The organism is Polaribacter butkevichii, from assembly GCF_038024105.1.
GTDB classification, from domain to species: Bacteria; Bacteroidota; Bacteroidia; order Flavobacteriales; family Flavobacteriaceae; genus Polaribacter; species Polaribacter butkevichii.
Map to the genome: position 1 here is coordinate 2,207,174 of NZ_CP150661.1, position 13,186 is coordinate 2,220,359.

Below are 13,186 nucleotides of genomic sequence, written 5' to 3' on the forward strand. Positions count from 1 at the left end.
TTTATTTTTTTGGATTTGCTAAAATAGCATAAATTTCAATTCCTAAACCAATAATTACTAATGTTGGTGCTAAACGAATACGTTGCCAGTTGTATATTTCTTCATTAAAAACCTCAGGATTATCACTTCCGCCACCTGCCATAAATATAAAACCTAGAGCAATAAAAATGATACCAACAATCATGATTATATAATTTTTTTTACCAAATAAAAAAGCTGGTTGTTGTGTGTTTTCGTTTTCCATTGTTTTAATAATAAAGTTCGTCTGTTTTTAAGTTTAAAAAACGTTGTGTAGCAAAAAAGGTACTAATCCAAGTAATTAAAAAGGCAGCAATAAACACGCCTCCTACTAAATACCCTAACGTAACATAATCTTTAATTAACGCTAAACTAGGTGCATATTTATCTACATAATAAACAACAACTCCCAATGCTATAATAGCTAAAAGAGCGCCTAATATACCTAGTTTTATGCTTTGCCAAATAAAAGGTCTTCTAATAAACCCTTTTGTAGCGCCTACCATTTGCATGGTTTTAATATTAAATCGTTTAGAATATATAGACAATCTTATTGAGCTATTAATTAAAATCATAGCCACTAAACCAAAAAAACCACTTACAACTAACAGCCAAAAGCTAATTCGTTTTATGTTTTTGGTTAATAAATTAATTAATGGTTTGTCATAAGAAACATCCGATACAAAAGCATTTTTAAGAAAACGTTCTTCTAGCTCTTGCATTTTTTCTGGAGTTACAAAATCGGCTTTTAAATAAATATCAATGCCGTTTTTTAAAGGATTCTCTCCTAAAAATTTAAGAAAATCTTCACCAATTTCTTCACTATAAATTTTTGCTGCTTTTTCTTTACTTGTATAAATAATTGTTCTAGTAAAAGCCTCCTTTTGTAAAGATTCTTTAAAATTATTTCTATTTTTTGTAGAAACATTGTCTTTTAAGAACAACGTAATTGCTACTTTTTCTTTTACACGATTAGCAACAAAGGTCGATTTTAACAAAACCAACCCCAAAATACCGACCATAAAAAGTACTAAAGCTATACTTACTACTACTGAAAAGTAAGAAGATAGCAGTCGTCGTTTTTGATAAGCATCAAATTTAGAAGACATATTTTAGATTGGTTTTAAAAGTTTGCAAGATAATAATTAGAATGCAGTTACCGTAACTGTTAGCATTATTTTAACGAATCTATTTCTTGACATAACTCAATAAGAACTCCATTGGTAGATTTTGGATGTAAAAAAACAACTAATTTATGATCTGCTCCTTTTTTTGGCTGCTTATTTAAAACCACAAAACCTTCTTTTTGAAGTCTTTCTATCTCTGCTTTTATATCTGTAACAGCAAAAGCAATATGATGAATTCCCTCTCCTTTTTTCTCGATAAACTTAGCAATAGGGCTTTCTGGATGTGTAGCTTCTAACAATTCTATTTTATTGGGACCAGATTGAAAAAAAGAAGTTTTTACACCTTCAGAAGCAACCTCTTCCGTTTTATAGTGTGGTTTCCCAAAAAGTGAAGCAAATAACTGATTAGACTTTTCTAAATCTTTTACAGCAATGCCAATATGTTCTATTTTATCCATAGGGTAAAAATAAGAAAAACGCTTCAATCTAAATTAAAGCGACTTTCTTTGCCTTTTTATAATTACAGCAATTAACTTTCATAACCAAATTCATTATTTTCCTCAACATATAACTTTTCTACTTTTAAATAAACATCTCTTATTTTAGGGTTATCAATATTAAAAGCGTGGGCACTTAATGACAACGTTTCATTTTCTCTAAATAGAAAAGTAATTGTTTTATGAGATGATTTTACAGCATGAAAACATGGCGTTTTTGAAGTTATAGCTGCTTTATCTTCGTATATTTTATTATTTATAATTAAAACTAATTCTGTATGATGCTCTTTGTAAAAAGTATTTATAGAATCTTGATGAAATCCCCAAGAAACCTTATAAACTCCATAAACCGGAAAAACAAGTTTGCTACCACTCCAAAATGAATGATCATTAAATTTTTCTTTTTTAGAATTAAAATTTACAATTCCGTTTGTAGTTACCTCCCTTAATTCTGCTGTTAAACTAAAACTATTACTACTTTGTAATGGTTTTTCTAGTACACTTGTTTCCATAACCTTTTTCTTTTTTTTTAACAAAAGTATGTCTTGATAGAGGCTTCTAAAAGAGGAAAAACACCTAATCCTAAAAGAAACACTTTATCTTAATTATTTTACTTTAAATATTCTTCAGAAAATCTAATTTCTAAATTATTTTCTTTAAAAACATATTGAATTCCTTTTTCTAACACAATTTTTCTTTTTAATTGTGATATTTCTTCTGAATATAAATTGATTACAAATGAGTCTATTATAAGTTGATTATTGCTATTAAATGCTCTAACACGTTTAACAATGATGTCTATTTGCTTATAAAGCACCGTCAATTGATCTGCAATATCCATTTTATTCTACAATTGTTCTAAAAGAAAACTCTACACTACTTATAATATCTGTTTTTAAATCTAACATATCTTTATTGCTAGTATCTACCGTTTTTACAATCATTTTTCTACCTGTTAATGCATTGTCTCTAACTGATAGATTTTTGTTTGCATAAATAATTTTATCCATTTTGGCATCTAATAACCTTTCTTTAGGCGATGTTAACCTACCTAAATTTCTAAGCACATTTGCTTTTTTAATATCTTTATTAAGGGTTGTTTTTGTTGTTTTCTTTTTAGTGTCTTCTGAATTGTCATCAAAAAAAGAAAAAATAAGTTTTGCACTTACCTTACCTCTATCTACAATTACTTTTAAAGCATTTTTATCAAAATATTGTTTTAAAATTGCTTTATGGCTTTCTATATACTCATCTACATAAGTATCTATTTCTTCCTTAGTAACTTTATCTCCTAAAATATCTTTTGCATTGTTTAATAAATCATACTTAAAAATAAATTGTTCTTTAGTTAACAGAAGGTCTTGCTTTAACTCAATTTGTTTTTTTTCCTGATCCATTTGAGAGCTTATAACTGCATCTACCGTACTGCTAATTAAATCTGTTACAAACTCTACGAAACCCGTTTCTTGTACTTTCATTTGTATAAATTTTTAAAAAGGCTATTTAAAATTTTAAATAGCCTTTTTGTAATGATTATTGAAAATTTGCTAATGGAAAAAAGTCTGACTTAAAATTAATACTAACATGTCCAAATATATCTACTGTTGTATTAGACATATCTACTTTACTAGTATTTACGGTGCTAACTTTAGTAGACGTATTAGAAATACCACCGTTAATCCCTAAAATACCACCTAAAAAGCCTCCTTTAAAACTACCTCCAAAGCCCCAACTTCTATTTTTTCTTTCAAATTCTGATGTATTTTGTACATCATATTCATACTGTTGTGTAAAGAATTCTAATTTGGTTTCTACTTTACCATCTTTTACAACTAATTTTTGATATCCTAATTTCATCATATCACGAAGTAATTTATACTTGTTTTCTGAAATTCTTGCTTTTACAGCATCTAAAAAGCCTGTTTTACTAATAGCCGGAACAATTACATTAGCACCATCTTTTACCGTTAACTCATCTGTTAATTTCGTTTTAGCTTCGTTATCAATAGCCGTACCTTTTTGAAGTTTATCATACACCTCACCATACTGCATTGTTTTAACAGCGTTCCCTTTTTCATAACTAAAAGTATTAGATAAAAATTCTAATAATTCTCCCCCAGTAATATCATCTTTTGTTTCATTTACAAATGAAGTTAGTGATTTACTTACTTTACTCAACATTTCTGTATAAGCAGCCATTTGTTTTATTTGATTTGCTGTAATAGCATCAAATACTCCAGTTATTAAACTGGCTGTAAACTCAGGGAAATTTATTTTATCTACCTGAGACGCAACTTGTATTGCTGACATAATAATTAGTTTTAATTTTACCTACTCTATTTAAAAATGGCTTTTCGGTTTCCGCCGTTTGGTTTTATTTTTAAATTGATTAGCTTCTATTTTCTAATAAAGAATTGATGTATATTTTGGTACCTTCATCATAAACTCCGTTAGCTTCTCTACCAAATTCTGTAGATTGTAATAAGATAAGTGCGTTTTGTGTTTTTGGGCCAAAGTCTCCATCTGAAGTTCCTACAGCGTAGTCTAGACTTTTTAAGATATTTTGCAGCTTTACAACTTCTTCTCCTTTAGATCCTCTTTTTAAAATTGGTTTTGGTAAAATTGGTTTTCTACTGGGATTTAATCTTCTAAAACCTAATAATTTATCGGCTGCATAAGCCGAAATAGATACGGCATCTAATTGATTTCCTCCTAAAGTGTAAATTCTGCTTCCATCTGCAGAAAACCCCATAAAAATACCAACATGACCTTGCCATGAATTAAAGTCTCCTCTATAATAAACAACCACATCACCAGGTTCTGGATTATTTACCGATTCGCCTACATTTAGCCAAGAACGTGCAGCTGCAGAGTTGCTATTTTTTAATCCGGCTTTTTTAGTTACCCAATTCATAAAAATGCTACACCAAGGAGTTTCATCATCATTAACCCAAGGAAAACCAGATTCTTTTGCGTACTCTAAAATGCGCTTGCTATGTCTACTTCCTGCTATTTCCTTTACCCCTATTTCATTAATTGCAACACTTAATAAATTTTTCATCTTACCGCTTTTAATTTTCAATACATCAAAATTGCAATAAAAAAAAAGGACAATAAAAGGTAAACAACTGATTAACAGTAGTAAAATTCATTAATTAAGAAAAGTGTTTTTCCCTTTTTTAGGTAAGGGAAACACCTCTTAGATAGTAGTTATTTAGCAATAACACTAATATTATCCAACTCATAAGTACCATCAAAATTCACATTACCATTTCCGGTATATTTAAAAGCGATAAAAGCTGTACCCGAATAATTTGATAAATCGATATAGGTAGAATGCACCCAACTCTTATAATTCTCGCCATTAGAAACTATTTTTGCGGGTAAAACAGCCCACGTAGCCGTATGTATATTGCTTTCAATTCCATCAAAATCTGTAGAAATTAAAGCTTGTAAATTACTTCCATTACCAAAACTATTAGAAGTTTCAAAAGACAAAAATTCTTGTATTGTTGCATCTAAATTAATGCCCGAAGTAATTAACCAGGTAATTGTGCTTTCATCTCCAGAATTAATAGAATTCATTCGCGCAGCCTTACTTTGCGAATAGGTATCTGTATAAGACCTCCAAGATTTTGTTCCTTCTTCTCTATAATTAATCCAATTTAAAACATCTATTTCACCAGACTCAGTATCAAAATTTTCTTCTAACAAAATTGTCGTATACTCTTCTATTGGTAAAGGTGTACATCTTTCATCATTCATGTAAACACCACCCGTATCATTTAAATTAAGCACAATTAAATCTCCATTAAAATTTTTAGAAACAATCGCTTTTATACTTCCTGCTTTTTCGGGTAAGGTTTCTGTTGAAAAACGAGAAAAAGAACTCGTTTCTAACCATATATAATCATATCCTAACCCTAAACAAGTTTGAATTTTACGTTGTGTATCAAAATCTTCTTTTGGGTCTACATACGATTTACCTCCTAATTTAGCATCGAAAAACACATTTTCTAAAGCAATAAAAGTTCCTATATTAGTTTCATTAATACCTGCAAAATCAATTAATTTTGGTACAATTTCTTTAGTTGTTTCTGTTCTAAAAATATGATTTGGAATTTGGTTTGTTGTTACGTTTTCTATTTCATTAAGATCTGTAGTACTTACTTTTCCTCCGATGGTTATATTACCATCTCCCGAATTAATTTCGCCAACATACAGCCCTTTTAAACGAATGTAAATTTCTCTACCAATATTAAATTTATTATAACTGTTGCTTAAATTTAAAGCTACTTTTATGCCTGCAGTAGGGTTTTCTGGAGCATCTTGCACATAAAACTCTTTATAAAAATTACCAGATTTATCCGAAGAAATTACATATCCTTTTACAACAATGTCAGAAGTAATTTCTAAAGGATTATCCCCAATTATATACAATTCTTTTAGCTGTTGTATCGTTTTTAATTGAAGCGATCCGGCAGCAATACTATCTAAAATATTACTTACAGCTTCATTTTCTTCATTTCCTAAACTTTCTGGCACTGTAAAGTTTCCATCTTCTACACAGGTTATAAAAGAGATACTTAGTACAAGCGTCCAAACTATTGCGGTTATTTTATTCTTTTTCATCTTTATTTTTTTTTAATTAACAACCTCCCCTCAAGGGTACGAGGTATGCTTCCCAAACATGCTTTTTAATTCCGAGACAAGCCTCGAGAATTAAACCCTTGGCTATCGCCCTGCGATTAAAACGACACACTTACATTTAAAAAATAAGTTGCGCCTCTACCATACCAATACTTATTACCAAAAACAGGTTTATCTAAAGATTTATCTTCTAATAATTGTCTGTAGTTGGCATTTCTTCCTTGTTCAAATCCGCCAGATTTGTAGGTTTTATTCAACAAATTATTTACCGTTACAAAAAAACTTACATAATGTTTATTAATGATAAAAGATTTTCCTCCAACAAAATTTACAACAGAATAATCGTTGAATTTCTCTTGCGTTAAAAGTCCTTTTGCAATCTCATTATCATATTCTAAAAAAGGCAAACCATCATCATCTGTATAAAAATTTCGAGACCTATTTAAAGGGGAAATATCTATAAATGTGTTGCTGAAAAAATTTAAAGTAGCACCCACCCACCAATAATTTGGGTCACGATATTCAAAACCAACCGAATACGCATTTTGAGGTCCGGCAGCTAATTTGTAATTCTTAAGATTAGTCTTGCCAAAATCTTTAAATCCGTCTACAAAACCCGCATCCAAAGATTCTGTATCTGCTTCTGTGGTTAAGTATAAATTAGGATTATTATCATAAGTAAATTGCCCAATAGACGCAGCTCCTTTTAATTTAAACGTTGATGTTAGTTGCGCTTCTACCCCCAGTTCTAAACCCAAATGTTTTTTACTAATTCCATTTAAAACCTCTTGCACAAAGGCTGTGTTATCTCCTCCAACTCCATCTGCAAAATAAAACGAAATCTCCGTTGCATCTTTTACAGAGGTATAATACGCTGTTACTTTTGATGTAATAATTGGACTTCTATAAACATAACTCACATCCGTAGAAAGTATTTTTTCGCTTTGTAAACCTAAAACCACATTGTTATTTTCTCTTGAGTTAGAAAATGTATTTCTAAGAGTTGGTGCCTCAGTAATATATGCTGCATTTATATCTACCAAATGACGCCCCGTAATTTTATACGTTGCCCCCATTTTAAATCCATAATCTATAAATTTCTGTGCTTCGGATGCACCTAAAGAATTCTCAGAAAAACTTCCGTTTTTATACAAACCTTCTCGTTGATGAGTGGTACTCGCAACTTTTAGAGCTGCAAAAAAATCAATTTTATGGTATTGAAATTGCGCTTGTGCAAAGGCAGAAATTAGATCAGAATTTAAATTAAAGTTATACTTAAATTGGTCACCTTTACCTACTAGTCTATTTGGGTTTAAAAGATCATTTTGTTTTTCATCTTCTGTAGCCCCAAAAGGATCTATATCTAAGTAGCCAACTCCACCTAACAAATCGATAACTTCTGCAAAATTTTGAGACCGTAATTGTTTATATTCTACTTTTGCGTTTAAGGAAACATTGTCATTTACCTCTGTATTTAAAATAGAATTTATAGTAAATTGTTTATCATCATTTCTATCTTCATACAAAACATAAGCATTTTCTAAACCTGCAGTTTCATTAGTTTTATTTGCATCAAAAATCCGATTCCAATTTATTTGTCCGTCTTTTTTAAAATTATTTTCAGCATTATAAGCACCTTCAAAATCGTTATTTCTTAAAAAATAACTTGGCAAATTTTGATAATAAGCGGCACTTGGGTTAGCACCTCCATTATAATCGATTCTACTGTTGCCTATCTTACCAAATTGATAAGCAATATTGGTGTTTATAGAAGTTTTTTCTGTAATATTCCAATAATGATTTAGCATTAAAATAGGTTCACTGACTTCCTTAATTCTAGAATTCCTTTTTTTTCCATCTAAAAAACCCCAATAATCATTGTACTTTATTCCTTTTAAATCAAAAACTTCTTGTGTGTTTGGAGATGATTTCCCTCTTCTGTTTGGTGTAAAAATCCCTGTAAAATTAATACTACTTTCATCATTTAACTTTTTTTCTACGGATGCAAAAACAGCATACGCCTTGTACGAAGTTGCGTCATTAAAACCTTCGTTTCCTATTCTACCACTTCCAGAAAAAGTAAAAGCCCAATCGTTTTTTAACATCCCCGTAGCATAGGTTGCCATGGCTCTATGCTGATAACTTCTGTTTGATGAAGAATAAGAAACTCGTAACCCAGGTCTTTGTTCTGATGCTCTTGTATTCATATTGGTTGCACCTAAAAGACCTCCAAAAGTAACATCTGAAGGCGATAAACCGTTTCTAAATTCTTGGTTTCTTAACACATCATTTAAGCCTCCCCAATTACTCCATTGTGCCCTACCATCATAGATTTTATTCATCTCTATACCGTTTATCAGCACTTTTCCGTTTCTAGAATCTAGTCCTTTTATCTTAAAAAAAGAGGAACTAAACTCATAAGCAGCAGTTCTAAGAAAAACATCTTTTGATGATTGTAAGAGTCCAGAAATATTATCGGCAGCACTTGCATCATCATTTAACTCATCATCAGAAAGCGTAATTAAACTTAAATCTTGATTTTCTACAACCTCTTTAAATAAAAAGATACTTCCTAAATTTAGCGTTTTACCAAACAGTTCTATGGGAATATTTTGAGTTTCATACCCCATCAATTTTAACTCTAAAACAGTGGTTCCGTTTTGGATATTTTCTATTAAAAAATTACCATTAAAATCTGTTATACTATTTTTTGATGCATTTTGTAATTTAACAGAAACTCCCTTTAGAGGTTTCTTAGAATTATTGTCTAAAACAAGACCTTTTACAACACCCTGACTATAAAGGTCAGAAAATGAAGCTAATAGCAAGCAAGTTGCCATAACAATTTTTTTCATAACTAATTTTTACTCTAAATTTTCTTTTTTCTTTTGCACTTAAAGTTAGTAAAAAAATATTTAAACCACTTAAAAACCTGATGCTTAACACCTAAAACCACTTTAGTTTCTTACTTTTACAAGATTAAAAAACACAACAAAATGAAAAATAAATTGTTTTTTATTTTTATGCTAGTATTGTCTATTACTACTTGTAATGCTCAGAAAAATGGAAAAAAATATAAAATTAGAACCATTGCTTTTTACAATCTAGAAAACTTATTTGACACCATTAATGATGTAAATAAAAATGATGAGGCAAGCCCGATGATGGAGTTAAAATCGAACAGATCTAAGGTTTATTGGGATAAAATTGAAAAACTGAGTAGCACAATTGCTCAAATTGGTGCAGATAAAACCAATACAAGTCCGGCAATTATAGGAGTTTCTGAAGTAGAAAATTTAAATGTTTTAGAAGATTTAATACACTCTAAACACTTAATAAAAAATAATTACGGAATTATACATTACGATTCTCCTGATAAAAGAGGGATCGATGTTGCTTTGTTATATCAGAAAAAATATTTTAATCCTATTCATCACGAAGCCTTTAACCCGAAGATATTTAAAGATAATTACCCAGTTTACACTAGAGATCAATTATTAGTTTCTGGTTACCTAGATGATGAATTGATACACATCATTGTAAACCATTGGCCTTCTAGAAGGGGCGGAGAAGCCGCAAGTAGACCAAACAGAGAAAAAGCAGCCTACCAGAACACAAAAATAATAGCGCAGGTTAGAGAGCAAGACGAGGACGCTAAAATTTTAATTATGGGCGATTTTAATGATGATCCTATAAATTCTAGTTTTAAAAATGTATTAAAAACAAAAAGCAGAAAGAAAAACGTAAACGAAGGAGATTTGTACAACCCTTATGAAGACATGTTTAGAAGAGGTTTTAACACTTTAAAATACAGGGATAAAATAAATTTATTTGACATGATTTTCTTTACGTCGCCTTTATTAAATAAAGGTGAAAAAGATTTTTCTACTTATAAAATGTACAAAGCGATGATTTTTAACAAACGTTTTTTAACTACTAAAAAAGGAAAATACAAAGGATATCCTTTTAGAAGTTTTTCTAACGGTGGGTATACGGGTGGGTATTCTGATCATTATCCTGTTTATTTATATTTAATTAAAGAGGCTAAATAGTTTTATAATTACAACGTATTTCTTTGCGTTTAGGTTGTCATTTTAACGTTTTGAGAGAACTTTTATGGGATTTGGTTGGTGTTAGGTTATCACTGTTATGAGACTTCTCAGTACTTCGAAGTGACAAGCTTGGATCTTTTTTTTGAGTGAAAAGAACCATTTATACACCTAACAACTACATAGTTTGTCATTTCGAAATGAGCTTTTTTAAGCGATGGAGAAATCTCATATAACTTGTAAATATTATTGAGAAATCACTGTTAAGAGGCCTCTATAAAAGCCCCTTCAGGTTTTAAAAACCTGAAGGGGCTGAGTGATTTACAACCAATTAGATTTTAAGAATCTTACAAAATAATATTCACTACGCGTTAAGGATAGAGCAATTGTTTGAGCTCTTTTTTGTTTTTTCTACAAAAAAAGCGAGTGCGAAAGCCTGCCCCTTGTGGGAACGCCCAAAAATAACATGGTTAAATAAATGAAACTTAATATGTGATTTCTCACTATGTTCGAAATGACAAATTGGGTGTATTTTGTATAATTACAAAAATCTTATAAAACAGAAAAACCCCGTAACTAAAAAAGTTACGGGGTTTTTTGATAAAAAATTATTGCCTTTATATTATAAGACTTTAAGACTTTGAAGTTTTAAATTTATAATATAAGTATGTGTAAGCGTCACGAGGTATAATTGTAATCCACTTTTTGTGTTTTAAATACCATTTAAAACGTATAGAATTTACTCCTTTTGTTAGATAAGCTGCAATAAAGGGATGTACATTTAACTGTATTTTCCCGTCTTTAGAGTTTGACATAAACTTCTCTAAATCTGCCTCAATTTTGTCTAACAAAACTATTGGTGCTTCTACTTCTCCATTTTTGTTTGGGTTGGCTTCGGTAGTTTTTATACTTAACTCGGGTCTTACCCTTTGTCTTGTAATTTGTACCAATCCAAATTTACTTGGAGGTAATATTTTGTGCTTTGTTCTATCTAAAGCCATTTGGTCTTTTAGATGCTGAAATAGTTTATTTCTGTTTTCAGCTTTGTGCATATCAATAAAATCTACAACTATAATTCCTCCCATATCACGCAGTTGTAACTGGCGTGCTATTTCTGTAGCTGAAATTAAATTTACTTCTAATGCAGTATCTTCTTGAGAGCCAGCTTTGTTAGAACGGTTTCCGCTATTTACATCAATAACGTGTAATGCTTCTGTGTGCTCTATTACTAAATAGGCACCTCTACTCATAGAAACTGTTTTACCAAATGATGTTTTAATTTGTCTTTCTATTCCGTATTTTTCAAAAATAGGAGTTTCGGATCTGTGTAATTTTACAATTTTTTCCTTTTCGGGATAAATTTCTTGTAAATATTCTTTTATTTCTTCTTTCAAAGTTTCATCATTTGTTACAATACTTGTAAAAGAATCATTCATTACATCTCTTAATATAGAAGATGCTCTGTTTAACTCGCTTAAAATTTTTGTTGGTGTGTTTGTATTAGGTATACTTTTACACATTCTTACCCAACGTTCTAATGAGTTTTGCAAATCTTTATCTAATTCTGCTACTTTTTTTCCTTCGGCAACAGTTCTTAAAATAACACCAAACCCTTTCGGTTTAATGCTCTTTGCTAATCTTTTTAAACGTTCTTTTTCTTTTGGGTCTGCTATTTTTTGAGAAACAGAAACTCGGTTAGAAAAAGGAACTAAAACCAAATATCTACCTGCTATTGATAACTCAGAACTTAGTCTGGGTCCTTTTGTAGAAATAGGTTCTTTTACAATTTGTACTAATAGGTTTTGCCCTGTTTTTAGTACTTGGTTAATACTACCGTCTTTGTTAATGTCTTCTTCCTTTTGGAAGTTTTTTAAAGTGAATTCTTTATACTTACCTGTGCTTACTTTCTTAATGAATGTATTTAATGAGTTTACTTGCGCACCTAAATCATGATAATGTAAAAACCCGTCTTTTGGGTACCCTACATTTACAAAGGCTGCATTTAAACCAGTTAAAACTTTTCCTATTTTGGCTAAAAATATATCGCCAACCGAGAATTTGTTATCACTAGTTTCATTATTTAATTCAATAAGTTTTCCATCTCTTAATAAGGCAAAATCAATATCAGATGAATTTGAACGAATTATTAATTCTGTTTTCATACTGAAATGGTTTTAACACTACACATAATTGTGCAGATGGGTTAATATTGTCAGGTATTTGTAATACCGTGTGAGGTTTTTTTAACCTCTTATGTCAATGAACTTGTTGTTTTTTTTGTGCTAAACTATAAACGAAAAAGTAAGCGGATGCTTACTTTTTCTTGTGTCTATTTGCTCTAGCTCTTTTCTTTCTTTTGTGTGTAGAGATCTTAGCTCTCTTTCTTTTTTTACCACTTGGCATAATGTTACGATTTTTTAAATCTGTTAAGATTTAGATTAATATTGTGTGTGTTACTTAACTACTACTTTACTTTTTACTCCTTCTGTAAAAGTTTTTGCCGGTTTAAAGGCTGGAATATTGTGTGCTGGAATCTTAATTGTAGTATTTTTAGAAATATTTCTCCCAGTTTTTTCTGCTCTTGTTTTGATAATAAAACTACCAAAACCTCTTAAATAAACGTTGTCGCCATTTTCTAATGCATCTTTAACTTCAGTCATGAATGCTTCAACAGTTGCTAATACATCTGTTTTTTCAATCCCTGATTTATCTGAAATTTTTGATACGATATCTGCTTTCGTCATGTCTCTATTTTTACTATATTTTTATTAATTTACTTTCAAAAATGCGGATGCAAATATATGATAATTAATCAATTCCAAGCAGTTTAATGTAAAAAAAGTAA

Annotated in this window: 13 protein-coding genes; 1 reads left to right on the plus strand and 12 read right to left on the minus strand. The window is 30.2% G+C overall.

What is annotated here, in order from left to right:
• Position 1: 1 nt before the first annotated feature.
• From WG951_RS09355 to WG951_RS09400, 10 genes are all read right to left on the minus strand, one after another.
• Entirely contained in the window at positions 2–244 is a 243-nt protein-coding gene (locus WG951_RS09355) for a DUF3098 domain-containing protein (protein ID WP_105050054.1), read from the minus strand.
• Positions 245–248: 4 nt separating this feature from the next.
• Positions 249–1,127 carry a cell division protein FtsX gene (locus WG951_RS09360; protein WP_105050053.1) on the minus strand — a complete coding sequence of 293 codons (879 nt, stop codon included), beginning with the start codon at positions 1,125–1,127 and terminating at the stop codon, positions 249–251.
• A 65-nt stretch (positions 1,128–1,192) separates the two neighbouring features.
• Complete coding sequence (gene mce, locus WG951_RS09365) at positions 1,193–1,603, minus strand: methylmalonyl-CoA epimerase (protein WP_105050052.1); 411 nt, start codon at positions 1,601–1,603, stop codon at positions 1,193–1,195.
• 71 nt (positions 1,604–1,674) lie between these two features.
• On the minus strand, positions 1,675–2,154 hold the full coding sequence (locus WG951_RS09370) for a hypothetical protein (RefSeq protein ID WP_105050051.1): 480 nt from the start codon (positions 2,152–2,154) through the stop codon (positions 1,675–1,677).
• A gap of 98 nt (positions 2,155–2,252) precedes the next feature.
• Entirely contained in the window at positions 2,253–2,483 is a 231-nt protein-coding gene (locus WG951_RS09375; RefSeq protein ID WP_105050050.1) for a hypothetical protein, read from the minus strand.
• Position 2,484: 1 nt separating this feature from the next.
• On the minus strand, positions 2,485–3,120 hold the full coding sequence (locus tag WG951_RS09380) for a hypothetical protein (protein ID WP_105050049.1): 636 nt from the start codon (positions 3,118–3,120) through the stop codon (positions 2,485–2,487).
• Positions 3,121–3,175: 55 nt separating this feature from the next.
• On the minus strand, positions 3,176–3,952 hold the full coding sequence (locus tag WG951_RS09385; protein WP_105050048.1) for a hypothetical protein: 777 nt from the start codon (positions 3,950–3,952) through the stop codon (positions 3,176–3,178).
• A gap of 79 nt (positions 3,953–4,031) precedes the next feature.
• Positions 4,032–4,703: a TIGR02594 family protein gene (locus WG951_RS09390; RefSeq protein WP_105050047.1), complete on the minus strand. Its 672-nt coding sequence runs from the start codon at positions 4,701–4,703 to the stop codon at positions 4,032–4,034.
• Between the two features lie 149 nt (positions 4,704–4,852).
• Positions 4,853–6,274, minus strand: coding sequence for a DUF5689 domain-containing protein (locus WG951_RS09395; RefSeq protein ID WP_105050046.1), 1,422 nt, complete (start codon positions 6,272–6,274; stop codon positions 4,853–4,855).
• Positions 6,275–6,390: 116 nt separating this feature from the next.
• Complete coding sequence (locus WG951_RS09400) at positions 6,391–9,147, minus strand: carboxypeptidase-like regulatory domain-containing protein (protein WP_105050045.1); 2,757 nt, start codon at positions 9,145–9,147, stop codon at positions 6,391–6,393.
• Positions 9,148–9,288: 141 nt separating this feature from the next.
• Between WG951_RS09400 and WG951_RS09405 the strand changes: the two genes are divergently transcribed.
• Positions 9,289–10,344, plus strand: coding sequence for an endonuclease/exonuclease/phosphatase family protein (locus tag WG951_RS09405; protein WP_105050044.1), 1,056 nt, complete (start codon positions 9,289–9,291; stop codon positions 10,342–10,344).
• A gap of 629 nt (positions 10,345–10,973) precedes the next feature.
• Here WG951_RS09405 and WG951_RS09410 read toward each other — a convergent pair.
• Positions 10,974–12,503 carry an Rne/Rng family ribonuclease gene (locus WG951_RS09410; protein WP_105050043.1) on the minus strand — a complete coding sequence of 510 codons (1,530 nt, stop codon included), beginning with the start codon at positions 12,501–12,503 and terminating at the stop codon, positions 10,974–10,976.
• A gap of 291 nt (positions 12,504–12,794) precedes the next feature.
• Positions 12,795–13,085 (minus strand): HU family DNA-binding protein, encoded by a 291-nt coding sequence (locus WG951_RS09415; protein WP_036824254.1) that lies wholly within the window; start codon positions 13,083–13,085, stop codon positions 12,795–12,797.
• Between the last annotated feature and the right edge of the window lie 101 nt (positions 13,086–13,186).

What these genes read in the sequence shown, in the direction of transcription:
- WG951_RS09360 (WP_105050053.1), bottom strand. Translation starts at nt 1,127, where the DNA reads ATGTCTTCTAAATTTGATGCTTATCAAAAACGACGACTGCTATCTTCT.
- WG951_RS09400 (WP_105050045.1), bottom strand. Translation starts at nt 9,147, where the DNA reads ATGAAAAAAATTGTTATGGCAACTTGCTTGCTATTAGCTTCATTTTCT.
- WG951_RS09385 (WP_105050048.1), bottom strand. Translation starts at nt 3,952, where the DNA reads ATGTCAGCAATACAAGTTGCGTCTCAGGTAGATAAAATAAATTTCCCT.
- WG951_RS09355 (WP_105050054.1), bottom strand. Translation starts at nt 244, where the DNA reads ATGGAAAACGAAAACACACAACAACCAGCTTTTTTATTTGGTAAAAAA.
- mce (WP_105050052.1), bottom strand. Translation starts at nt 1,603, where the DNA reads ATGGATAAAATAGAACATATTGGCATTGCTGTAAAAGATTTAGAAAAG.
- WG951_RS09415 (WP_036824254.1), bottom strand. Translation starts at nt 13,085, where the DNA reads ATGACGAAAGCAGATATCGTATCAAAAATTTCAGATAAATCAGGGATT.
- WG951_RS09370 (WP_105050051.1), bottom strand. Translation starts at nt 2,154, where the DNA reads ATGGAAACAAGTGTACTAGAAAAACCATTACAAAGTAGTAATAGTTTT.
- WG951_RS09375 (WP_105050050.1), bottom strand. Translation starts at nt 2,483, where the DNA reads ATGGATATTGCAGATCAATTGACGGTGCTTTATAAGCAAATAGACATC.
- WG951_RS09390 (WP_105050047.1), bottom strand. Translation starts at nt 4,703, where the DNA reads ATGAAAAATTTATTAAGTGTTGCAATTAATGAAATAGGGGTAAAGGAA.
- WG951_RS09380 (WP_105050049.1), bottom strand. Translation starts at nt 3,120, where the DNA reads ATGAAAGTACAAGAAACGGGTTTCGTAGAGTTTGTAACAGATTTAATT.
- WG951_RS09395 (WP_105050046.1), bottom strand. Translation starts at nt 6,274, where the DNA reads ATGAAAAAGAATAAAATAACCGCAATAGTTTGGACGCTTGTACTAAGT.
- WG951_RS09405 (WP_105050044.1), top strand. Translation starts at nt 9,289, where the DNA reads ATGAAAAATAAATTGTTTTTTATTTTTATGCTAGTATTGTCTATTACT.
- WG951_RS09410 (WP_105050043.1), bottom strand. Translation starts at nt 12,503, where the DNA reads ATGAAAACAGAATTAATAATTCGTTCAAATTCATCTGATATTGATTTT.